Source organism: Cohnella lubricantis (genome assembly GCF_014212015.1).
Lineage (GTDB): Bacteria > Bacillota > Bacilli > Paenibacillales > Paenibacillaceae > Cohnella > Cohnella lubricantis.
This window is the reverse complement of the sequence record NZ_JACJVN010000057.1, coordinates 75042-96834: the sequence shown is the minus strand read 5'-3', so window position 1 is coordinate 96834 and position 21793 is coordinate 75042. Positions and strand designations below refer to the sequence as shown.

The window sequence follows — 21793 nt, the reverse complement described above, 5'->3', positions numbered from 1 at the left end:
AGAGATACATCTTAGGAGGAGAATTCCATGCAAGTAGGTCTGATTGGTCTTGGCAAGATGGGGTTTAACCTGGCTCAAAATTTGATGGATCACAAGCACGAGGTTGTGGCGTTCGATCTGAACGCTGACGCGGTTGCGAATGTTAAGGCGCTGGGCGCGAAAGGCACCACCAACCTGAAGGAGCTCGTGGCACAGCTGTCGTCCCCGAGAATTCTGTGGATTATGGTTCCGCACCAAGTCGTCGACTCGGTTCTCGCCGACATTCAGCCGCTGCTCTCCAAGGGCGACATCGTCATCGAAGCCGGCAACTCCCACTACAAAGAATCCATTGCCCGCTATGAGCAAATGAAGACGACCGGCGTTCACTACCTCGATGCCGGCACGTCCGGCGGCATGGAAGGCGCTCGCCACGGCGCTTGCTACATGGTCGGCGGCGACCCTGAAGCTTGGGCAGTCGTTGAACCGCTCTTCCGCGACACGGCGGTCGAGAACGGCTACCTGTACGGCGGCAAAGCCGGCAGCGGCCACTTCCTGAAGATGGTGCACAACGGCATCGAGTACGGCATGATGGCGGCCATCGGCGAGGGCTTCGAGGTTCTGGAGAAGAGCGACTTCGAGTTTGACTTCGAAAAGGTAGCTCGCGTATGGAACAACGGTTCCGTTATCCGATCCTGGCTCATGGAGCTGACCGAGCGCGCCTTCTCCAAGGACGCGAAGCTCGACGAGCTCATGGGTACGATGCACTCCTCCGGCGAAGGCAAGTGGACGCTCGAGACGGCGCTGGATCTTCAAGCTGCTACGCCGGTTATCGCAATGTCCCTGCTCATGCGCTACCGTTCACTCGAGACCGACACGTTCACCGGCAAGGTTGTCGCCGCGCTGCGCAATGAGTTCGGCGGCCACGCGGTCGAGAAGAAGTCGCCGGTTCTCGTTTAAGACTGAAGCTAGCAGCACGGGTTCACGCTCTAAGCCGGATATTCCCGGTTAGAGCGCGCGCAATGCACTCAATCCGCTCTGTAACCCGGGAAATCCCGGTTAGAGCGCGCGCAATGCGCTCTGTCCGCTCTGTAACCCGGGAAATCCCGGTTAGAGCGCGCGCAATGCACTCTGTCCGCTCTGTAACCCGGGAATTCCCGGTTAGAGCGCGCGCAATGCGCTCAATCCGCTCTGTAACCCGGGAATTCCCGGTTAGAGCGCGCGTAATGCGCTCAATCAGCTCTGTAACCCGGGAAATCCCGGTAAGAGCGCGCGCAATGCGCTCAATCCGCTCTGTAACCCGGGAAATCCCGGTTAGAGCACGCGCAATGCGCTCTGTTCGCTCTGTAACCCGGGAAATCCCGGTTAGAGCGCGCGCAATGCACTCAATCCGCTCTGTAACCCGGGAATTCCCGGTTAGAGCACGTGCAATGCGCTCTGTCCGCTCTGTACCGGTTAGAGCACGTGCAATGCGCTCTGTCCGCTCTGCAACCCGGGAAATCCCGGTTAGAGCGCGCGCAATGCGCTCTGTCCGCTCTGTAACCCGGCTTCTCCGGGCTACAGAGCTTCTATACACTGGAATCACCGCTCCCGAGGCTGGCTTCGCCGGCATCGGGAGTACCTATCATCAGGCAAAGTAGGCGAAACGCATGTATAAATCAGTCGTCATCGGAGGCGGACCCTCCGGATTGTCGGCCGCGATCCATCTGGCCCTTGCCAATCTGGAGCCTCTGGTGATCAAGGGCCATGAGCCAAGCAAATATTTGGCGACCACCAGAGAGCTTGAATCCTATCCCGGCTTCCCGCGGGGAGTAGACGGGCCCGCCTTGCTGGACGACATGAGCAAGCAGGCGGAGCGCTACGGAGCCCGTATCCGCACCGGGAACGTGCACCGCGTAGATCTGTCCCGCCGCCCGTTCCGGATTGAGCTGCTCGGACGCGAGACGATCGAAGCCGAGAGCGTGATTATCGCGACCGGCGCCTCGTTCAAGCTGCTCGGCATCCCCGGCGAAGAATCCAATATCGGGCGCGGCGTCAGCATCTGCGCTCCTTGCAGCGGCTTCTTCGCAACTGGCAAGAAGGTCATCGTCGTCGGAGGCGGAGACTCCGCTCTCGAGGAAGCGATCTACTTGACGCGTTATGCCTCCGAAGTGGTCGTCGTGCACCGCCGCGGCGAGCTCCGCGCCTCCAGGGGCATGCAGGAGCGGGCGCAACGGCACAGCAAGATCAGCTTCGCATACGAGCGGACGCCGCTTGAAGTGCTCAGCGATGAGCGCGGCGTCACCGGTCTGCGGGTCATGAACCACACCTCCGGCCAGGAAGAGTCGATCGAAGCCGAACGCGTGTACGTGGCGATCGGAACGAAGCCGAACACCGAATTCCTGAACGGCCAGCTGCCGATGGACAGCAAGGGCTACCTGCTCTCCAAGCCCGGCACCACCGAGACGGCCATTCCCGGCGTCTTCGTGTGCGGCGACGTGCAGGATCCGCGTTACGGCCAAATCACGAGCGCGATTGGCAGCGGCAGCATGGCCGCGGTCGACTGCGAACGCTACTTGAATGAAGTCGAAGACGCTGTGCCGGCCGGCGCAGGCGTCTAACGCATATCCTATATGCAACAAGCCTCCAGAACCTGCCGAGCGGCGGTTTTGGAGGCTTCTTATTTGTCTAAATATCATACACAATTTAACCCAGAACGAGAAGTCGCCCCGCTCACGATGATGGATCCGAACAAATTTTCACCCAAATGAAGAATCTCATTCGCGCCACGCTAACCAATTGTATGCGATTGCCCGTCCGCCCTCTATCGAGCGCATATCCTATACCTCTCGACATTACCCGTCCTCTCCCGCCTTGAAAAAATGTTTGCCGCACCCTTCATCCGCCTCCATTCGCCGCATATATATGGTAACCACTGGAGGTGTGCAGCTATGAAGAAGCCCGTGGTTATCGCCTTCCTCTTCTCAGCCTTCTTCCTCTTGTCATCCCTCTTCCTTCCCCAGCTCGCCAATGGCGCCGAAGCCGAGCAGTCAACCAAGCTAGACAAGAAGTACGCCGACTACGCTCAATTCATCGTCATCGACAAATCCAAGAACAGACTCTACTACTATGAGAAAGGCAAGCTGATCAAGTCGTTCGCTGTCGCTACCGGCGCGAAGCCCTCTTATACGCCGGAGGGATTGTTCAAGATTCGCGAGAAAATCAAGAATCGCCCCTATTACAAGGAGAATATCAAGGGTGGAGACCCGAAGAACCCGCTCGGCGACCGCTGGCTCGGCCTTGAGGTCAAGCTGAAGGACGGCACGACGTCCTACGCCTACGGCATTCACGGGAACAACAACGAGAGCTCGATCGGCAAATATGTATCCGCCGGCTGCATCCGCATGCACAACAAGTCGATCCGGGCCTTCTATGACGAGATCGAGGTCGGCACGAAGGTGCTGATCCGCAAGTAGGGAAAGCGTAGAGGGAGCAAATAGAGCGGGTGAGGCAGCTGAAGCTGAATGTGTCGCGCGTAACCTGAGCTAGGAGAAAACAAAGCAGCAGCCGGTGTGCAGGCCGGCTGTTGTTCTATTCCGAGGTGTTATCGACGCCACGATTCCCGAAATAATTGACTCCAACCTAACTATCTTCCGTATTAATTAATAGAGGAGGTCTACATATGGGCTTCACTGCCCCTCGATTGGCGCGTCCGCCGCTTAAGAGATATTAATCGAGGTTTAACATTGACTTAAGAAGCGCGAAGTAGACTCAAGACAGGCAGGTTCTAGCAGAAGGAGGACAACCCTATGGATCCGAAAAGATGGCTATTAGTATGCACCGTTGCCCTGATGATGACCCTCTCCGCCGGCTGGCGCGGAGGCGAAGCGAATGCGGCGGCCAAGGACGAGCACTTCGACCGGCAGCCCTCGGAATACGCTTCCGCATCCGCCGCCGACCGTTCCGAAGACGAGACCGGCAGCGACCCGTTCTTAGCGCTGATCGGCGCCGCATGCGAGGAGGACATCTGGAACGCTTTATATAATGGCAAGTCGCTGAGCGATGTCGCGGCAGCCAATGGCAAGGATGCGCAGGCGCTCGTCGATGCGCAGATCGCCGAGCTGACGGAGCAACTGAGAAGCCGCTTGATTAGCGGCAGTATCACTTGGGAGCAGTACCAGGCGTATAAGGCTGAGGTGCCCGATTTGATCGCGGAGAGCGCGATGGCAAGAGCGCAAGAGGGATAGCGGGTAGCGGTATCGCGGGATGAGAGGTGCGGGAGCCAACCGAGAGACGAAGGGGCTCCTTGTGTCCGCACTGGCACGGCCAACCGTGCATGCATAGATGACTCGGCAGGTCGACATCCTATTGGAGGTTGACCACTTTCATTCCCGGGAGGATTCTCATGTACCAGCAGAACATCAGCAATCAGATCCACCAGATCGAGCAAATGTGCCAGCAGATGATGTCCCAAACGCAGCAAGCAAGCGCCAACTACCAACAGATGCTCCAGCAAGAGCAGCAGAACGCGGTTCGTCTTGAAGAGCTGGCTCAGCGCGAGCACAAAGCGTCGCAAATGATCCAAACCGCGCTGCACGGCCATCAGACGGCGATCCAGCAGCTGCAGCAGATGCAGCAGATCGCCCGCCAGATTGAGCAATCCATTCATTCCCTGCAGTCTATCCAATCCACAACCATTGCGCAATCCGGCTGGCAGCAGGCCAACCAGCACCAACCATCCGGCAGCTATGGCTTCAATCAACAGCAGATGCCGGTGTCCCAAAGCAGCAGCTTCGGCGGCTCTTCTCAGTGGAGAAGCTTCCAATAACATTCGGGCAGCGAGGTGAGGTTAATGGGAGGTCGCAACAACAAGCCGGATAATAACGGTCCCGCAGGCGCGCCTTCGCGCCTGGACCAGTTCGGGGACAAGCTATCCGATAACTCGGCGCATATCCCCAAGAAGAGACCGAACAAGGGAACTTGTTAAAGTAAGCTTGCGTCAGACGAAGCAGCCATCGCGATCCGCCGAGGGGCGGGACGATGGCTGCTTTGCTTTTCCGGACTAGATGATGGTCTGCTTCAACGGGACGCCGCCGCTTCCCGCTCCTTCTCCCGTACGAGCTCGACGAACAAGCGCAGCAGCTGCGGGTAGATGCGGTTCGTCCGCCAGCCGATGAGGAGCGCGTACAGCCAACCCAATCCCCCTGTGAAAATCAAATCATGCGTCACGCGCAGCGTACCGTACTCCATCCGCTCGAACGTCCGGTCGAACCGGAGCTGGCCGCCCGGCAAGGGGACGACGCAGGAGTAGCCCTTGTCCCGATGGATCTCGATGATCCGGAACTTGGACCACACCCGGCCCTTCTTCGCCTTCATCTTGCCGATCGTTCCTGTCACGAACGGCCCCTCAAGCCCTGCCTCGGCCAACTCGGTGTCCCAACGCGGCCACGATGGGACGTCCGACCACGCACGCCAGAGCGCCTCCTCGGAGACGTCCGCCACAATGCTATTCGAGAACTTCACGATCCCGCGCTCCCCCTATGCTGTCTATGCGCATAAGCATCTCAACGAACTTCATATCCGCTGGCGCAAAAAGGTACTGGCTCAGTCGGCCAGGCTCGACCCACTCGCATAAATCATGATCCGTCAGCTGAATCTCTCCGCTTATGTATGCGGCCCGAACCGCGATCAGCCGAATGCTGCCGTTCGCGTAATCGTGCTCGTTCTCGCCGAGGATGGCTCCCGGCTCCACTTCGATGTTCATCTCCTCGCGCAGCTCGCGTGCGATGCACGCTTGCGCGGTCTCGCCCGGCTCCAGCTTGCCGCCGGGGAATTCCCACAGCCCCGCTTGGGACTTGCCCTCGCGGCGTCTCGCAATCAGCAGCCTGCCTGCTTCGTCTTCGACGATGGCTGCTCCCACTTCGATCATGCGAACCCTCCTGATGTCGTATCCGATGTCCTTATTTTAACATATCGGCATACTTTCAGCTGTTTCGGTTATTTTAACATCAGTCTGTCCGAGAGTTGAGAGGAGGAACGCGCAGTGGACAATACGCATGAGTTCGTGGAGAAGTTCAAGCAGAACCAGAAGAAGTCGGAGAAGAACAAGCGCAGCGGCCACGGCAACGAGGGCAACGTTCTGCCCGGCAAGCAGCATAGCACGAACAAGTAGTCCGCGGCGAGGCGCGGGGTGCCAACAAGGCACTTTTCGTGCCTTGTTGCGAGCGACCGCGAGGCGCTGGGCGCCGACAAGGCACTTTTCGTGCCTTGTTGCGAGCGAGCGCGGGGCGCTGGGCGCCGACAAGGCACTTTCAGTGCCTTGTTGCGGGCGACCGCGAGGCGCGGGGTGCCGACAAGGCACTTTTCGTGCCTTGTGCGAGCGACCGCGAGGCGCGGGGTGCCGACAAGGCACTTTTCGTGCCTTGTTGCGGCCGACCGCGAGGCGCGGGGTGCCAACAAGGCACTTTTCGTGCCTTGTTGCGAGCGACCGCGAGGCGCTGGCGCCGACAAGGCACTTTTCGTGCCTTGTTGCGGGCGACCGCGAGGCGCTGGGCGCCAACAAGGCACTTTTCGTGCCTTGTTGCGAGCGACCGCGAGGCGCGGGGTGCTGACAAGGCACTTTTCGTGCCTTGTTGCGGGCGACCGCGAGGCGCTGGGCGCCGACAAGGCACTTTTCGTGCCTTGTTGCGAGCGACCGCGAGGCACGGGGTGCCGACAAGGCACTTTTCGCGCCTTGTTGCGAGCGACCGCGAGGCGCTGGGCGCCGACAAGGCACTTTCGGTGCCTTGTCGCGGGAGACCGCGAGGCACGGGGTGCCGACAAGGCACTTTTGGTGCCTTGTTGCGAGCGTTCACGGGGCGCGGGGTGCCGACAAGGCACTTTTGGTGCCTTGTTGCGGGCGACCGCGAGGCGCGGAGTGCCGACAAGGCACTTTTGGTGCCTTGTTGCGAGCAACCGCGAGGCGCTGGGCGCCAACAAGGCACTTTTCGTGCCTTGTTGCGGGCGACCGCGAGGCGCGGAGTGCCGACAAGGCACTTTTGGTGCCTTGTTGCGAGCAACCGCGAGGCGCTGGGCGCCAACAAGGCACTTTTGGTGCCTTGTTGCGGCCGACCGCGAGGCGCGGGGTGCCAACAAGGCACTTTTCGTGCCTTGTTGCGAGCGACCGCGAGGCGCTGGCGCCGACAAGGCACTTTTCGTGCCTTGTTGCGGGCGACCGCGAGGCGCTGGGCGCCAACAAGGCACTTTTGGTGCCTTGTTGCGAGCGACCGCGAGGCGCGGAGTGCCGACAAGGCACTTTTCGTGCCTTGTTGCGAGCGACCGCGAGGCGCTGGCGCCGACAAGGCACTTTTGATGCCTTGTTGCGAGCGACCGCGAGGCGTTGGGCGCCGACAAGGCACTTTCAGTGCCTTGTTGCGGGCGACCGCGAGGCGCGGGGTGCCGACAAGGCTCGCTCATTCTTCACTTTAGCCAGCACGCACCCTCGCGTTCGCGGCCTCTTCGTATGCGCTCACAGAATGCGCTTGCCGAACAGTGAAGAAGCGAGCTCGACTGCAAGCTTCGCCGTCCGTCTGTCGTGGTCCAGCAGCGCATTGACCTCGACGAGATCCAGCGACGTCACGCGGCCGGACTCCGCCAGCAGTTCCATCGCCAGATGGGCCTCGCGATAGCTCAGTCCGCCGCGAACCGGAGTGCCGACGCCGCCGGCTTCCGACGGGTCGAGCGAGTCCATGTCGAAGCTCACATGCATGCCGTCAGTGTCGCGGCCGGCAATGTCCAGCGCCTTCGCAATGACCGCCGCCATACCGAGCCTGTCGATGTCGTGCATCGTGAAGCAGGCGATTCCCTCCGCGCGAATCAGCTCCCGCTCGCCCGGATCGAGATCGCGTGCGCCGACGATGACCAACTTGTCGGGACGCAGCAGCTTCGCACCGGGCAGCTCCGTCAGCTTGAAACGCGCTTTTCCGAGCGCGACCGCCAAGGGCATGCCGTGCATGTGACCGGAGGGCGTCGTCTCCTCCGTGTTGATATCGGCATGGGCATCAATCCAGATGACGCCTAGCCGCTCGTAATGAGCGGTCAAACCGGCTAGTGAGCCGATGGCCGCACTATGGTCCCCACCGAGTACAAGCGAGAAGCGGCACGCCGCCGCAGCGCGATACACACTGGCGGCTACGCGCCGGCTCATCTCCTTCGTCTCGGTCAGATGTTTGACCTTGCCGTCACCGTCACGGAGGTGATCGTCATACAGCGTATTACCTACCCCGTCCTTCTCCTCCAGCTCAAATTGAATCTCCGCTTCCGCCGCCCCTATCTTCCCGTCATTGCGCTTTAGACCCGCTCCATCCGCTCCGTCTCCCCGTGCTGGGAAGCCGCCATCGGCTTCTGCTCCACGCACTTGGCAATCGCCATCTGCTCTAGCCCCCAGAATTGGGCAACCGCTATCCTCGGCTCTCAGACTTGCGCCACCGTCATACGCTTCAGCACCAAGTCCCCGGCAATCGACTTCCAAGTCAACTGCGATCTCCACGCCTAAAGCTTCGAGCTGCGCTATTAGTCCCGCTTCAACAATGCTGTCCGGTCCGAGCTCTGTCCCCCGTCTGCCGCATCCAAGCCAGAAAGGGACCCGAATGAGGTTAATGGTCTGCGCCGGTGTCCCGCCAGTTGTTGACCTTCTATGATGCGCCACCCTGTCCGCCTCCCTTGGATCAGACTGACTGCCCTGTCCGTCTCCCCCACTTGACTGCCTCTTCCGCTCACTCGTCGCGCCCGCCATCTTGTTCCTCGCGCGCCTAACACCCCATCCTCATTCGTCCTGCACATCAGCCATCCTTACGCCGCGCCGTTGTACTTCCGCCCCCGCGTTATGCCGAACTCGCCGCGCCGTTGTACTTCCGCCCCCGCGTTACGCCGCACTCGCCACACCGTCGACTTCCGCCCCCGCGTTATGCCGAACTCGCTGCATCGTCGCACTTCCGCCTCCGTTACGCCGCACTCGCCGCGCCGTTGTACTTCCGCCCCCGCGTTACGCCGCACTCGCCGCGCCGTCGCACTTCCGCCCCCGCGTTATGCCGAACTCGCCATATCGTCGCACATCCGCCATCCTTACGCCGCACTTACCCCTATCGCGACTCCTGCCCTCGCCGACCGCTGCGACTCCTGCCCTCGCCGACCGCTGCGACTCCTGCCCTCGCCGACCGCTGCGATCCCTGCCCTCGCCGACCGTCATACGTCCGCCGCCAGCGCGGCCTCGATCCGCTCCAGCGCCCATTCAAGCTCCGCTTCCGTCACGATGAGCGGCGGCGCGAGGCGAATCGTGTTCGCGTGCGTCTCCTTGCACAGCAGCCCCATGCCCATCAGCCGCTCGCAGAACGGCCGCGCCTCCCGGTCCAGCTCCACGCCGACGAACAGTCCGCGGCCGCGCACCTCCCGCACGTACGGGCTGCGGATCTCCCGCAGCCCCGCCATGAGCCGCGCTCCCAGCCGTTCGGAGCGCTCAATAAGCCGCTCCTCCTCCAGCACGTCCAGCGCGGCAGAAGCGACAGCGCAGGCGAGCGGATTGCCGCCGAACGTCGAGCCGTGCGAACCGGGCTCGAAGACGCCGAGCACCTCCTCGCCGGCTGCCACGGCGGAGATCGGCATGACGCCGCCGCCGAGCGCCTTGCCGAGGATGAGCACGTCCGGCGCCACGCCTTCCCAGTCGCAGGCGAACCGCCGCCCCGTCCGCCCGAAGCCCGTCTGGATCTCGTCAGCGACGAACAGGACGCCGCGCTCCGCGCACAACCGCGAAGCTGCCGCCAAATAGCCGTCCGGCGGCACGATGATGCCCGCTTCGCCCTGGATCGGCTCGATGAGCAGCGCCGCCGTGTTCGGCGTAACCGCCGCCTCCAGTGCAGCCAGATCGCCGTAAGGCACGATCTTAAATCCCGGCGTGAACGGGCCGAATCCGTCCCGATACTCTTCCGCCGAAGAGAACGATGTGATCGCGATCGTCCTCCCGTGGAAGTTCCCCTCGCACACAATCACTTCCGCCTGGTCCGCCGGTACGCCCTTCACTCTATAAGCCCAGCGGCGTACCGCCTTGAGCGCCGTCTCTACCGCTTCCGCTCCCGTGTTCATGACCAGCAACTTGTCCTTGCCCGTGTACGCCGCCAGCTTCTCGTAGAAGCGCCCCAGCGCTTCATTGTGGAAGGCCCGCGAGGTCAGCGTCACGCGGTCGGCCTGCTCCTTCAGCGCGCGCACGATCCGCGGATGCCGATGTCCGTGATTGAGCGCCGAATAGGCGCTTAACATATCCAAGTAACGATGGCCTTCCGGGTCCTCCACCCAGACGCCCTCCGCCTTGGCGATCACGATCGGCAGCGGCTCGTAATTGCGCGCACCGTATCGGTTCGACAGCTCCATTGCCTCAAGAGAACGGTTCATTCGCCGGTCACCGTCCTTCCCAGTATGGTTCATGCTATAAGATATTCGGATGGCGAAGGAATGGACACGCGGGCAAGCAGGTGCGAGCCTCCCAATAGAACCCCCGCTGCAATCAGATCGGATCGCTAATCGCAGCCGATGCCTCTCCGCTCTATTCGCAACTTGCCCCCAGCAATAGGCAACTGCTGACGGCAGCCGCCTTTTCCGACCCATCGACAATAAAAAAAGAAGCCCCTAACCGAAGTTAGGAGCTTCCTTCCGAATTGCGTCTCGCTATTACAGCTTAACGACGTTCTCGGCTTGCGGTCCGCGGTTGCCTTGAACGATGTTGAATTCGACTTGTTGGCCTTCGTCGAGAGTCTTGAAGCCGTCGCCCGTGATCGCGCTGTAGTGCACGAATACGTCGTTGCCGCCTTCAACTTCGATGAATCCAAAACCCTTCTCCGGGTTGAACCACTTAACGGTTCCTTGTGCCATTGGACATTCCTCCAAAAATAAAATATACATGAGCTTTTTTATTCGTGTAGCCGAGATAAAAAAATTCACATATTGGAAAAGGTTCCCGCTGACCAATCGGATAACCCTTTACAATAAGTGAATTCAGGTTTCCTTCGTTGTGCCAAGCTTAACACACCTGTTCCTCAAACACAAATTCTTTTTTTAACTGCTGCTCCGCTCGTCCTCTTGTATTGTTGCCTACAACTTCAGAACATATACACATCCCCAATCAATTACGGCAGCAACGATGAGAGCGGCCGCCCAGCTGTGGCGTCCCGAGAAGTACAATGCCGCTGCCGCCAGCGCGAAGACGATCAGTTGAAGCGCCGCTCGCAGATGAGGAGATACCGGTATGCTCGCTTTGGGCGCGACGAACGTTCCCCAGTAGCCGAACGACAGCAGCGACGCCACTTCAATCAAGAACAGACTAATATCATTAGTTTTGGCAACAATTACATTTCTTGCATCTCGCGTACCAACTAACAAGAAGCCCAACCGAACAGGACGCCGTGCGCGCGCGATTCGATTGGGCTTGCGGTGCTTCCTTAGATCAGTCTTGGAACGCGTTAAGCGGAATGACGAACTCCGGCATGCCGTACGCATACGCGGTGTACTCGTATTGCCCGAAGAAGATGACCAGGCCGTTATGATTCAGGTAAAAAGCGCGGTCCGGCTCGATCGTCTCGAACGGAGCGATCAGCGGGATGTCCTTCTCTTCGATCTGCTTCGCGATCTCCGCGTTGATGATCGACACATAATCGGCATTGCCCTTAGCCGCTTCCTTCAGCGTCAGCGCTTCGCCCGTGGACAAGTCGAACGTGTACGGCACGCGAACCGTCCCGCCGTGCGCTCCGCCGGTGTACTCATAGTAGTCCACATACAGGCTCAGCAGGTTGTTCTCGTTGTAGGTCACATAGTACGAGCCCTGGAATTCGACCGCCGGCAGGTCATCGCCGCTGCCGGCCATATAAGCAGCGATGTCCTTGGCCGCTTGCTCCAGTTCCTGCTTGCCGGCAGCCGCATGCGACTCGGCTTCCGACTTCAGGAAGGCGTTGATCTTGTCTTGGACGGCGGCATCCGAGAAGCCCGAGACGATCGGGTAGTTCACTTCAAGCGACAGCTTCTGCTTCTCGTCGGACTCCGTGATGGTGCCGGTGCCGACCGTCAGCGCGTTCTCCTCAATCTTCTCAATCCCGATCACATGAGCGGCATCGTAGCTAACCGTATAGCCCATTCGCTCCAGCAGGAAGCGAAGCGGCACATAAGTCGAATTGTCCACCAGCATCCCCGGCAAGCCGTAGATCGTCTGGTCGTTCAACTTCGTGGAGCCCGTCGCCAAGTTCAGCTTCAGCGTCCGGCCGTTCCCGCTCACCGTCGCCGTATGCGAGGCTTGGTCCCAGCCCGTCTGCAAGCCCAGCTTGTCGTTCAACATGCGCAGGCCGACGTAGGTCGTGCCGTATTGGTTAAGCACAGAGATCGTCGCGGCGCTGCCGCCGATCTGGAACGGCTGCTGCTTGACCACGTATGCGGGCGCTGCTGCCGATGTTACCGCCGCAGACACGGCTGCGGCAGTCGCTGCGCTGGCCGCCGATGCTTGGCCGGGAGCCCCGCCGATCGCCAGCGGTGCCGCACCAACGGCCGCCGCCAATGTCAATGCCAGCACTCCGCGCTTGCCCAGGCTCTTCGTTCGAGGAGTGTTGGGTTCCTTCGTGAATTGGTGTTGTTCTTGTCTCATGCTGTCGTCCTCCTTCGAATGGTGGTGCCAGTTCTCACCAAATTGGACGATGCATTCCGGAGGCAAGTTGCGTGATCTGTCTAAAAAAAGGAATGGCTCACGTCCGCGCAAAGCCCTCTTCCGCCAAATACGCCTTCGCTTCCTCGTAGCTCTCGAACGCTGCGTCCAGGTTCAAGCCGGCGAAGACGTACCACATGCCGTCTTCCTCCTCGAACTTCAAGGCCAGCTTCTGGTTCGCCGCATTGACCCACGTCTCCTCGGAGCCGGGCTCAGCTTCCGCAAGCGCGCCTCCGGCAGGTCTGCTCAGTTGGCGAATCGCCCGAGCGATGAGGGAGCGCAGCTCTTCTTCGGCGAAGTCGCGTATATTCACGAAGCCCTTGTCATCCGGCTTGTAGGCGGAGCCTTCCGGCGCCTCGCCGACGTATACGAAGCCGTTGCCGTTCGGATGCAGATGGTACAAGACGATTTTCTTATCATAGGCACTCTGTTCATAGTGGTAGTTCACGCGTCCCAAGGACACGGATCTCCGTTCCAGCTCGGGGTAGGAATCGGCGATGGCAAGCTTCTGTTCGAAAGTCAGCATATGGAGCCTCCAAGGAGTCAGGTTGCCCGCATTATACCACTTTTCGGAGGTCCATGAGAGTCGGTCGAGGGGATATCGGCATCCAAAAAAAGGACGAAGACCGGCAAAATCACCGGTCCCGTCCCTTCCGCTTAGCCCCGCGTCGGCTCAATCCGGTACACCCCGGCTCCTGCGGACGCGCCATGGCCGGCGCCGTCCGCCGTCCGTCCCCCGCCGGCCGCAGGCGAGATCGTCCAGCCGTAGGACAGCACGCCGGCGAGCCGCTCCTTCTCCGCGGTTGTCAGCTCCGCCGTCACCGCCTCCAGTCCCGGCTCGCGGCAGACCTCCGGCTCCTTGCCGAGGGCCACGTCGATCCAACTGCGGATGCCGCCGATCGTGTTGTATTTGATCTGGTAGCCCTGCCGGACCGCCGACTCGAACGTCTCCGGCTCGCGCGCCGCGAAGGCCGCCAGTTCCTCGAAGTGGAATTCATAGATGCTGTCGTCCGACGGAAGATCGGTTCCGCGGTTCACCCGTTCGACGATCTCGTCATCCGTCCATCCGAGCTTCCGCAGTCCTTCTACCATCAGCGCTTCCCATTGGGACAGCTTCACCTTCATCGTATGGGACATTCCGTATCCCTCCTTGTCGTTATTCGAATGCCACGAAGTGCCCGGGGCTTGCTTCCTTCAGCTCGGGAACGCCGCCTTCTTCCGGCTGCCACTCGATCCGCTCGACGACGGCATGAGGGTCCGGCACCGGGATGGACGAGAGCAGCGCCTTCGTGTACGGATGCAGCGGGTTCTCGTACAGCTCGTCGCTGTCGGCCACCTCGACGAGCCGCCCGTGATACATGACGCCGATCCGGTCGGAGATATGCCGGACCATCGACAGGTCGTGGGCGATGAACAGGTACGTCAAGCCGAATTCCTGCTGCAGATCCTCCAGCATGTTGACGACCTGCGCCTGAACCGACACATCGAGCGCCGAGATCGGCTCGTCGCAGACGACGAATTCCGGCCGCACCGACAACGCGCGGGCGATCGAGATACGCTGGCGCTGTCCGCCGCTGAATTCGTGCGGATAGCGGTACAGATGCTCGCGCTTCAGCCCGACCTTCTGGAGCAGCGACGCGATCGCTTCCTTGCGCTCCTCCGCCTGCGGGTACAAGCCGTGAATATTCATCGGCTCGCCGATCAGCTCGAGCACGTTCATACCCGGGTTCAGTGATGAATACGGATCCTGGAAGATGCTCTGGATGCGCCGCCGGAACGGCTTCAGCTTCTTCTCGCCGAGAGCGGACATGTCCTGCCCGTCGAATAACACGGCGCCGTCTGTGTAATCGTATAGGCGAAGCAGGCAGCGCCCGACCGTCGACTTGCCGCTCCCGGACTCGCCGACGAGGCCGAACGTCTCGCCCTTGTGGATCTGGAAGCTGACGCCGTCGACGGCCTTCAGCACTTCGGTCCCACGCCCCCAGATGTCTCGGCCCTTCACGAAATGCTTCTTCAAGCCGCGCACGTCGACAAGCACGTTATCTTCCTTCATTCGCAGCGCCTCCTTGCGGCTCCGGACGAGCGGCAAGCTCTTCCTTCACGCTCTCGTCGTTCAGCCAGCACATCGCGCGGTGTCCCGGCCCGATCTCGAACCGCGGCGGCAGCTGCGCGCACTTGGCCATCGCATGCGGGCACCGTTCCCGGAAAGGGCATCCGGCCGGCGGATCGATCAGATCCGGCGGCGAGCCCTCGATCGGGACGAGCCTCTCGCGGTAACCGCTCTTCCGCTGCGGCACGGAACGGAGCAGCCCTTGCGTATACGGATGCTTCGGCCGATAGAAGATCTCCTCGACCGTTCCTTCCTCCATGACCATGCCGCCGTACATGACGGCGACGCGGCTGCACACTTGGGCGACGACGCCCAGATCGTGCGTGATCAGCACCACCGACAGGTTCGACTGATCCTTAAGCTGCTTCAGCAGATCGAGAATTTGGGCCTGAATCGTCACGTCGAGAGCGGTCGTCGGCTCATCCGCGATGAGCAGCTCCGGCTGGCAGGAGAGCGCCATCGCGATCATGACCCGCTGCCGCATCCCGCCGCTGAATTCGTGCGGATATTGGCGCAGGCGCCGCTCCGGCTCGGTAATGCCGACTTCCCGCAGCAGACGAACCGCCTCCTGCCGCGCCTCGGCCTTGCCAAGTCCCCGATGCCGGCGAATCACTTCCGTCAGATGGTCGCCGATCGTCTTCACCGGGTTCAGCGAAGTCATCGGATCCTGGAACACCATCGCGATCCGGTTGCCGCGAATCCGTCTCCAATCCTTCTCTTCAAGACCGGCGAGATCAGTCCCGGCGAACTCGATGCGCCCGCTCTTCATTCGTCCCGGCGGCGCAATGAGCCCCATGATCGACTTGGCGGTGACGCTCTTGCCGCTGCCGGACTCCCCCACGATGCCGAGCGTCTCGCCTTGGTCGATATGCAGGCTGACTCCGCGGACCGCCTGATTCTCTCCGTCCCGGGTCTCGAACGACACGTTCAAATCTTCGACCGTCAGCAATCTTCGGGTCATTGATGACATCCTCCTTCCCGCCGCCCCGGCGGCTGCCCGTCAGCGCTTGACGAGCTTAGGCTCCAAGCCGACGCGCAGAATATCGCCCAGTATATTAAAGCAAAGCACAGTCAATAGAATGAGAGCGCCCGGCAGCAGCGCCAAATACGGAGCGTCCATGATATGTCCCTGGGCGCTGGTCAGCATGCTGCCCCACGTCGCGTTCGGCGGCTGAATGCCGAATCCGAGGAAGCTTAGCGACGACTCCATCAGAATCGCGGAGGCGATATTGTTGGTCGCGCTCACGATAATGACCGGCACGATCCCGGGCAGAATATGCCGGAGGATAATGCCGAAGGCGCCTTGGCCGGAGGCCTTCGCGTACAAGACATATTCCCGTTCCTTCGCCGCGAGCGTCTCGGCGCGGATGATCCGCGCCATATTCATCCACATCAGCAGCCCGATAATGATGACGAGCGTCACGATGCCCGGCTTGAGCAAGACGCTCAGCAGCAGCATTACTAGAAATGAAGGGATCGACATGATAATCTCCAGCAGCCGCATCAGCAGATTGTCCAGCCATCCGCCGAAGTAGCCGCTGACGACGCCGACGACCGTGCCGACGATCGTGGCGACGATCATCGCGGAGAAGCCGACGAGCAGCGATACCCGACCGCCGTAGAGCGCCCGCGCGAAGTAATCGCGGCCGTATTCGTCCGTGCCGAACCAATGATTCGCGCTCGGAGGCTTCAGCTTGCCCAACACGTCCAGCGCATTCGGATCGTTCGGGGACAGGAAGGCGCCGATCGCCCCCAGCACCAAGATCGCGAGAACGACGGAGGCGGCGATTCCGATCTTGTTCGAGAGCCATTCATTCTTTAAATTTCGCCACTTGGTCCGATTCATGATCTCACCTCGTCGTCTTGATTCTCGGATCGGCGAATCCGTACAGAATGTCCGCCAGCAGGTTGCCGATGATGAGCAGCAGCGCGGATAGAAGCGTAATGCCCATAATGACCGGATAATCCAGCCCTTTGACGGCGGTCATGCCGAGCGACCCGATTCCCGGCCAGGAGAATACCGTCTCCGTGACGATCGCGCCTGTCACCAGCTCGGCCATCGACATGCCCAGCAGCGTAATGATAGGCAGCAGGACATGCTTCATGACGTGCCGGAACAGAACGATTCGCTTCGAGGAGCCGAAGGCGTATTGAATCTGCACGTACTCTTCCTTGAGCTGTCCGATCGTGCCGGAACGGATGTAGCGCACATAGGTCGAGAGGAAGCTGAACGCCAGCACGGAGCAGGGCAGAATGCCGTGCTTGATCACGTCCATCGCCGATTCCTTGCCGATCGTGCGCATCCCCATGACCGGAAGCCAGTGAAGCTGGATCGCGAATAGATAGATAAGCATAATGGCAAGCCAGAAGATCGGGATCGAGATCCCGATATAGGAGATCAGATTGATCAGCTTATCCGCCCAGCGGTTCCGCTGCGAACCGGCCGCCAGACCCAGCGGGATGGCGATCAGCACAGCCAAGAGAAGAGCGCTGCCCATCAAGCCCGCGGTTGCGGGAATCCGTTCGATAATCTGATGCGCGACCGGCTGGTGGTTCACGAGCGAATACCCGAGATTGCCCCTGAACATCTCCTTCAGCCACAGCAGATATTGCATGTAAGCCGGCTGATCGAGCCCCAGATGGTGCCGTATGCGCTCGATGTCCTCCGGATGCATATTGGGCGTGACGAAGGAGAGTACCGGGTCGCCCGGCGCCAGCTTGACCAGCGCGAAGCAGGCGATGGAGACGAAGAAGAGCAGCGGGATCGTCTGCAGCAAGCGTCTGACGATGAGTTGTCTCATAGTGAGTTCTCCTAAATGGCATAAAATCTTAACAGCCTAAATCTAGCAAAAAATAAGCTGGACTCGCCAGCTTATTTTGCGAAGTAACATCTAACCCTCTTATCTCTCTGCTCTATAATCTCTCTCTACTCTTACTTCAGGTACAGCTTAGCCGGATTCTCGAAGATCACGACCGGCTTCAGCACCGCATCCTCCAAGCCGCCGAACTGATTGTCGATCGCGACGATCGTCTTCGTGTAAGCGACCGGATAGATGACCGCGTCTTCGGCGATCGTCTTCTGCAGTTCTTGGTAGATCTCGCCGCGCTTGGCCGGATCGCCTTCGCTGCCGCCCTGCACGAACAATTGGTCTACCTTCTCGTTCTTATAGCGCGTGTAGTTGGCGCCTGCGCCGGACTTGTACAGAATGCTGTAGGCATCCGGGTCATAGCCCATGATGTAGCCGCCGAACGCCAGCTCATAGTCCTTCGCCGTCACGTCGCTAAACTTCTGGCCATATGCCGTCGAGTCCATATTCTGCAGCTCAACGTCGATGCCGACCGCCTTCAGCTTCTGCTGAATGTAGAGGGAGGCCGCTTCCTGCGCCTTGTTGCCGCTGGAGACGATGAAGCGCAGCTTCAGGTTGCTGACGCCTGCGGAGGCGAGCAGCTCCTTCGCTTTCTCCGGATCGTTGTCATACGTCGGCACATCGTTCGTGAAGAACAGGCCGTCCGGCGTGACGAACGACTTCGCCGGATCCGCATAGTCGCTGGAGCCGTATACCGCCTGGATCATCTCGTCGCGGTTAAGCGCATAGGAGATCGCTTGGCGGACTTCCTTCTTGGCGAGAGCGCCGGTATCGCTGTCTTCGTTGAAGAGCAGGTAACCCAGGCGGCCTTCGCTATAGGCTTGAATGTCGAACTTGCCGGTCGACTCAATCGTGTTCACATCCGCCGGATCTACGTACGCCACGTTGATCTCGCCGTTCTGCAGCGCCAGATTCGTCGTATTCGCGTCCTTGGCGATGCGGTACGTGATCGAATCGAGGTGCGGCTTGCCGCCGAAGTAGTTGTCGAAGCGCTCCAGCGTCACATACTCGCCGGTCTTGTATTCCTTGAACTTGAACGGGCCGGAGCCGACAGGCGTATTGTTCTTCGTGCTCTTCTGGATATCGGCTTCATTCTCGAAAATGTGCTTCGGAATCGGCGTCAGTTGAACAAGCGTCGCCTCGAAGGCCGGGGAGACTTGCGGCAGCTTGAACTCCACGGTCGTATCGTCGATTTTGGCCACTTCAACCGGCTTGCCGCCGATGATCAGGTTCTCGCGGAAGTAGCTGTTCTGGTTCTCGTCCAGAATCTTGTCGAAGGTGAACACGACATCGTCTGCCGTGAGCGGCTGGCCGTCATGCCAAGTGAGGCCGCTCTTCAGCTTCAGCGTATAAGTCAGGTTGTCCTCCGACACATCCAAGCTGTCGGCCAGGTAGAACGTCTTCTGTCCGTTGTTCACTTGGAACAGCGGCGCGTAGAGCGCTTGGTCGATCGTCAGGCTGACCCGGTCGCCCGCATAGATCGGGTTCAATATTTGAGGGTCGGCTTGCACGCCGAATATCAGATTGCCGCCGTCCTTCGGCTCGCCGCTCGCCGCGGAAGCGGATGGACTTGCCGAATCAGGTGCAGAAGAGGTAGAATTTGTATTATTGCTGTTGCCGGAGCAAGCGGTGATCGCCAATGACACCAGCGCCAGCATCAACAGACCGTATAACCCTTTTCTCATTTCTATCATCCTCCCTATTGTGAAACTCTTGTTTGTTTTCCGAATTATAAATCGGGATACTCGGAATTACAATCTTTTTTTCGACAAAATTTTTAGAATTCGCCAATAAGAGAGGCAACCGAGAGAAATGTCGGATCCACATTATTTTTAACGCAAAGAAAGACTCCCTTAGGCCTAAACCCGAATAGGAGCCTCTCCTGTCTTCATATGGCTGCTTGTTACTTGCCCATTCCTTGATTCACCCAGCCGGCGACGGTAACCGTCCGCTTCGCCTGCGCTTTGACCGCCGCTTGCACGTCCTCCACCATCTTGCCGTCTTGGCCGACGGTCACGCTCGTGCCGTATGGATTGCCGCCCGACGTGTAAGCCGATGGATCCGTATAACCCGGCGGCACCATAATAGCTCCCCAGTGGAAAAAGGTAATGTGCAGCGCGAGCAGCGTCGCTTCCTGTCCGCCGTGCGGGTTGCTGGCGCTCGCCATGGCGCTGACAACTTTGTTCGTGAACTTGCCCTGCGCCCACAGGCCGCCGGTCGTATCGAGGAACTGCTTCATCTGCGAAGGCACGTTGCCGAAGCGGGTGGGCACGCTAAAGATGATCGCATCCGCCCAATCGAGATCGGCCGGCGTCGCGACCGGCACGTTCTTCGTGGCGTCAACGTGCGCCTTCCAGGCCGGATTGCCGTTAATCGCCGCTTCCGGCGCCAGCTCCTGCACCTTCAGCAGCTTCACCTCCGCCCCCGCTTCCTTCGCCGCGTCCGACGCCCATTGCGCCATCTGGTAGTTCGTTCCCGTTGAGCTGTAATAGATAATCGCTAGCTTCACGCTGGCCAAGTCATGACTTCCTTTCTCTTGTGGAATTTACCTCCCATGGTATCTCCACATTGGTCATTCGTTATGCGGCGCGGCGGGATGCAGGTCGTCCGGTGACCCCTAGGGGGAGACGCATAGCCGAGAGTGGATGAAGGTGATCTGGCGATCTTCTTTGGCGGAATAGCGTGCGTTTGGCGCGTTGTAGGTGATCTGGCGATCTTCCTGGGCGGGAATCCAGCTGTTGGAAGTTTTATTTTCACCCGCCGCGCCCTGATATATAATAGAAATAACTTATATGTACGTTAGGAGCCTCGGACGCATGGACATCATCGATATCAAGATTAGTCTGATCGACGAAGATACGGACCAGCCCCGCTACCAATTCGACGATGAGGCGCTGCAGGAATTGATGAACAGCATCGGCGAGCTGGGCCTATTGTCTCCGATCAAGGTGCGGCGGACGGACGGCGGACGCTACAAGATCATCTATGGCAACCGCCGGTATAAGGCCTGCCAGATGCTCGGCAAAGGGACGATTCCCTGCATCGTCTCCGAAGCGACGGACGAGATGGAGATCTACCTCGAGCAGATCGCCGAGAACCTCACGCGCGAAGGCTTCTCCCCGATCGAGGAAGCGGAAGCGTTCCACAAGCTGCTGAACGATCCCAAGTTCAGAAGCTCGACCAAGTTCTTGTCCAGCAAGCTGGGCAAGACGGAGACGTATATCAAGAACAAATGCGAGCTGCTCAAATTCGGCCCCGCGGTGCGCAAGCTGATCGTGAACGGCTCGGAGATTCGGAAGGACAAGCTGACGGAAGAGCAGCTGCTCCCGCTCAAGGACCTGCCGATGGAGTACCGCGACTCGCTCGCGCTGACGTTCGCCCGCGACGAGACGCCGGTCACCGACATCAAGCGGATTGCCAAGATGTTCAAGGACGAGAGCATCTCCGACGGCCTCAAGAGCAAGCTGCTCTACAAGTCGGGCTACGAGCTGCTCGAGACGTGGTCCACGTTCGAGCATAATCGCAAGGAGCGCGCGAAGCAGGAGGCCCAGCGGGCGGAGGAAGCGCGGCTCGCGGCAGAGAGAGCAGCTTCGGAGGCGGAAGACGAGTCGGACGTGGACGAGCCTGCGCCTGGCGCGGATGCAGATGCAGCGGCGGGCTCTGCGAAGGATGCGGATACGAAGCTTGAGCGGACGCTGCGCAAGCTGCTCGCTGCTGTGCCGGAGCATGCCCCTCTCGCGCCGGTCGTCGCGGAGAGCGCGGCTGGCATGACGCCGGAGAGCGGCGAAGCGTTCGTCCGGAACGTCGATGCGCTGATCGACAAGCTGGAGCAGCATCTGGCGGAGTGGCGCGGCATTCGGGAGACGCTCGCGGCCATGGAGCAGGGCTCCGCGGAGGAATAGTCCGGCTAGACTATCTCCCAGCCGGCGCAGGCACTTTTTGGGCCTTGTTCCGTGCGGGGCATCGCCCAGGCGTGGGGACAAGGCACTTTTTGGGCCTTGTTCCGTGCGGGGCACCGCCCTAGCGTGGGGACAAGGCACTTTTTGTGCCTTGTTCCGTGCGGGGCATCGCCCAGACGTGTGGACAAGGCACTTTTTGTGCCTTGTTCCGTGCGAGGCATCGCCCAAGCGTGGGAACAAGGCACTTTTT

At 60.1% G+C, this 21793-nt stretch carries 22 protein-coding genes; 7 read left to right on the top strand and 15 right to left on the bottom strand.

Annotated elements, in window-relative coordinates; genetic code table 11:
* Positions 1–27: 27 nt before the first annotated feature.
* The 5 genes from gnd to H4Q31_RS15010 all read left to right on the top strand — a co-directional run bounded on the left by gnd (position 28) and on the right by H4Q31_RS15010 (position 4783).
* Positions 28–936: a phosphogluconate dehydrogenase (NAD(+)-dependent, decarboxylating) gene (gnd, locus tag H4Q31_RS15030; protein ID WP_185179867.1), complete on the top strand. Its 909-nt coding sequence runs from the start codon at positions 28–30 to the stop codon at positions 934–936.
* Between the two features lie 689 nt (positions 937–1625).
* The gene (locus H4Q31_RS15025; RefSeq protein ID WP_185179866.1) at positions 1626–2576 is read left to right on the top strand and encodes an NAD(P)/FAD-dependent oxidoreductase; all 951 of its coding nucleotides are present in this window, start codon (positions 1626–1628) and stop codon (positions 2574–2576) included.
* Positions 2577–2906: 330 nt separating this feature from the next.
* A complete protein-coding gene (locus H4Q31_RS15020; protein WP_185179865.1) occupies positions 2907–3431 on the top strand; it encodes a L,D-transpeptidase in 525 nt (174 codons plus the stop codon).
* A gap of 333 nt (positions 3432–3764) precedes the next feature.
* Positions 3765–4202: a hypothetical protein gene (locus H4Q31_RS15015; protein ID WP_185179864.1), complete on the top strand. Its 438-nt coding sequence runs from the start codon at positions 3765–3767 to the stop codon at positions 4200–4202.
* A gap of 158 nt (positions 4203–4360) precedes the next feature.
* Complete coding sequence (locus H4Q31_RS15010; protein WP_185179863.1) at positions 4361–4783, top strand: hypothetical protein; 423 nt, start codon at positions 4361–4363, stop codon at positions 4781–4783.
* 251 nt (positions 4784–5034) lie between these two features.
* On the opposite strand, the gene H4Q31_RS15005 is transcribed toward H4Q31_RS15010, so the two are convergent.
* Positions 5035–5478 (bottom strand): SRPBCC family protein, encoded by a 444-nt coding sequence (locus H4Q31_RS15005; RefSeq protein ID WP_185179862.1) that lies wholly within the window; start codon positions 5476–5478, stop codon positions 5035–5037.
* Positions 5462–5884: a (deoxy)nucleoside triphosphate pyrophosphohydrolase gene (locus H4Q31_RS15000; protein ID WP_185179861.1), complete on the bottom strand. Its 423-nt coding sequence runs from the start codon at positions 5882–5884 to the stop codon at positions 5462–5464. The genes H4Q31_RS15005 and H4Q31_RS15000 overlap by 17 nt, the downstream gene beginning before the upstream one ends.
* Before the next feature lie 114 nt (positions 5885–5998).
* Between H4Q31_RS15000 and H4Q31_RS14995 the strand changes: the two genes are divergently transcribed.
* Entirely contained in the window at positions 5999–6127 is a 129-nt protein-coding gene (locus H4Q31_RS14995; protein ID WP_185179860.1) for a DUF4023 family protein, read from the top strand.
* A 1335-nt stretch (positions 6128–7462) separates the two neighbouring features.
* Here H4Q31_RS14995 and rocF read toward each other — a convergent pair.
* The 13 genes from rocF to wrbA all read right to left on the bottom strand — a co-directional run bounded on the left by rocF (position 7463) and on the right by wrbA (position 20162).
* A complete protein-coding gene (gene rocF / locus H4Q31_RS14990) occupies positions 7463–8350 on the bottom strand; it encodes an arginase (RefSeq protein WP_376698257.1) in 888 nt (295 codons plus the stop codon).
* 827 nt (positions 8351–9177) lie between these two features.
* Entirely contained in the window at positions 9178–10377 is a 1200-nt protein-coding gene (locus tag H4Q31_RS14985) for an ornithine--oxo-acid transaminase (RefSeq protein WP_185179858.1), read from the bottom strand.
* A gap of 276 nt (positions 10378–10653) precedes the next feature.
* On the bottom strand, positions 10654–10854 hold the full coding sequence (locus H4Q31_RS14980; protein WP_185179857.1) for a cold-shock protein: 201 nt from the start codon (positions 10852–10854) through the stop codon (positions 10654–10656).
* Positions 10855–11073: 219 nt separating this feature from the next.
* A complete protein-coding gene (locus H4Q31_RS14975) occupies positions 11074–11286 on the bottom strand; it encodes a DUF2568 domain-containing protein (protein WP_311771740.1) in 213 nt (70 codons plus the stop codon).
* Positions 11287–11425: 139 nt separating this feature from the next.
* The gene (locus H4Q31_RS14970) at positions 11426–12610 is read right to left on the bottom strand and encodes a PdaC/SigV domain-containing protein (protein WP_185179855.1); all 1185 of its coding nucleotides are present in this window, start codon (positions 12608–12610) and stop codon (positions 11426–11428) included.
* A gap of 97 nt (positions 12611–12707) precedes the next feature.
* Positions 12708–13193: a hypothetical protein gene (locus H4Q31_RS14965; protein WP_185179854.1), complete on the bottom strand. Its 486-nt coding sequence runs from the start codon at positions 13191–13193 to the stop codon at positions 12708–12710.
* 131 nt (positions 13194–13324) lie between these two features.
* Complete coding sequence (locus H4Q31_RS14960) at positions 13325–13804, bottom strand: hypothetical protein (RefSeq protein ID WP_185179853.1); 480 nt, start codon at positions 13802–13804, stop codon at positions 13325–13327.
* Between the two features lie 19 nt (positions 13805–13823).
* Complete coding sequence (locus H4Q31_RS14955; RefSeq protein ID WP_185179852.1) at positions 13824–14720, bottom strand: ABC transporter ATP-binding protein; 897 nt, start codon at positions 14718–14720, stop codon at positions 13824–13826.
* Entirely contained in the window at positions 14707–15738 is a 1032-nt protein-coding gene (locus tag H4Q31_RS14950) for an ABC transporter ATP-binding protein (protein ID WP_185179851.1), read from the bottom strand. Before H4Q31_RS14950 ends, H4Q31_RS14955 begins: the two co-directional genes overlap by 14 nt.
* A gap of 39 nt (positions 15739–15777) precedes the next feature.
* Complete coding sequence (locus tag H4Q31_RS14945; protein ID WP_185179850.1) at positions 15778–16623, bottom strand: ABC transporter permease; 846 nt, start codon at positions 16621–16623, stop codon at positions 15778–15780.
* Positions 16624–16627: 4 nt separating this feature from the next.
* Positions 16628–17578, bottom strand: coding sequence for an ABC transporter permease (locus H4Q31_RS14940; protein ID WP_185179849.1), 951 nt, complete (start codon positions 17576–17578; stop codon positions 16628–16630).
* Between the two features lie 131 nt (positions 17579–17709).
* A complete protein-coding gene (locus H4Q31_RS14935; protein ID WP_185179848.1) occupies positions 17710–19329 on the bottom strand; it encodes an ABC transporter substrate-binding protein in 1620 nt (539 codons plus the stop codon).
* A 218-nt stretch (positions 19330–19547) separates the two neighbouring features.
* Positions 19548–20162, bottom strand: coding sequence for an NAD(P)H:quinone oxidoreductase (gene wrbA, locus H4Q31_RS14930; RefSeq protein ID WP_185179847.1), 615 nt, complete (start codon positions 20160–20162; stop codon positions 19548–19550).
* Positions 20163–20460: 298 nt separating this feature from the next.
* Between wrbA and H4Q31_RS14925 the strand changes: the two genes are divergently transcribed.
* Entirely contained in the window at positions 20461–21546 is a 1086-nt protein-coding gene (locus H4Q31_RS14925; RefSeq protein WP_185179846.1) for a ParB/RepB/Spo0J family partition protein, read from the top strand.
* The last annotated feature ends 247 nt before the right edge of the window (positions 21547–21793 follow it).

Excerpts from the sequence above, each read along its gene's own strand:
- H4Q31_RS15000 (WP_185179861.1), bottom strand. The coding sequence starts at position 5,884 with ATGATCGAAGTGGGAGCAGCCATCGTCGAAGACGAAGCAGGCAGGCTG.
- H4Q31_RS14980 (WP_185179857.1), bottom strand. The coding sequence starts at position 10,854 with ATGGCACAAGGAACCGTTAAGTGGTTCAACCCGGAGAAGGGTTTTGGA.
- H4Q31_RS14955 (WP_185179852.1), bottom strand. The coding sequence starts at position 14,720 with ATGAAGGAAGATAACGTGCTTGTCGACGTGCGCGGCTTGAAGAAGCAT.
- H4Q31_RS15015 (WP_185179864.1), top strand. The coding sequence starts at position 3,765 with ATGGATCCGAAAAGATGGCTATTAGTATGCACCGTTGCCCTGATGATG.
- H4Q31_RS14925 (WP_185179846.1), top strand. The coding sequence starts at position 20,461 with ATGGACATCATCGATATCAAGATTAGTCTGATCGACGAAGATACGGAC.
- H4Q31_RS14940 (WP_185179849.1), bottom strand. The coding sequence starts at position 17,578 with ATGAGACAACTCATCGTCAGACGCTTGCTGCAGACGATCCCGCTGCTC.
- H4Q31_RS15020 (WP_185179865.1), top strand. The coding sequence starts at position 2,907 with ATGAAGAAGCCCGTGGTTATCGCCTTCCTCTTCTCAGCCTTCTTCCTC.
- H4Q31_RS15025 (WP_185179866.1), top strand. The coding sequence starts at position 1,626 with ATGTATAAATCAGTCGTCATCGGAGGCGGACCCTCCGGATTGTCGGCC.
- H4Q31_RS14935 (WP_185179848.1), bottom strand. The coding sequence starts at position 19,329 with ATGAGAAAAGGGTTATACGGTCTGTTGATGCTGGCGCTGGTGTCATTG.
- H4Q31_RS14945 (WP_185179850.1), bottom strand. The coding sequence starts at position 16,623 with ATGAATCGGACCAAGTGGCGAAATTTAAAGAATGAATGGCTCTCGAAC.
- H4Q31_RS14960 (WP_185179853.1), bottom strand. The coding sequence starts at position 13,804 with ATGTCCCATACGATGAAGGTGAAGCTGTCCCAATGGGAAGCGCTGATG.
- H4Q31_RS14965 (WP_185179854.1), bottom strand. The coding sequence starts at position 13,193 with ATGCTGACTTTCGAACAGAAGCTTGCCATCGCCGATTCCTACCCCGAG.
- H4Q31_RS14985 (WP_185179858.1), bottom strand. The coding sequence starts at position 10,377 with ATGAACCGTTCTCTTGAGGCAATGGAGCTGTCGAACCGATACGGTGCG.
- H4Q31_RS15010 (WP_185179863.1), top strand. The coding sequence starts at position 4,361 with ATGTACCAGCAGAACATCAGCAATCAGATCCACCAGATCGAGCAAATG.
- H4Q31_RS14970 (WP_185179855.1), bottom strand. The coding sequence starts at position 12,610 with ATGAGACAAGAACAACACCAATTCACGAAGGAACCCAACACTCCTCGA.
- gnd (WP_185179867.1), top strand. The coding sequence starts at position 28 with ATGCAAGTAGGTCTGATTGGTCTTGGCAAGATGGGGTTTAACCTGGCT.
- H4Q31_RS14950 (WP_185179851.1), bottom strand. The coding sequence starts at position 15,738 with ATGACCCGAAGATTGCTGACGGTCGAAGATTTGAACGTGTCGTTCGAG.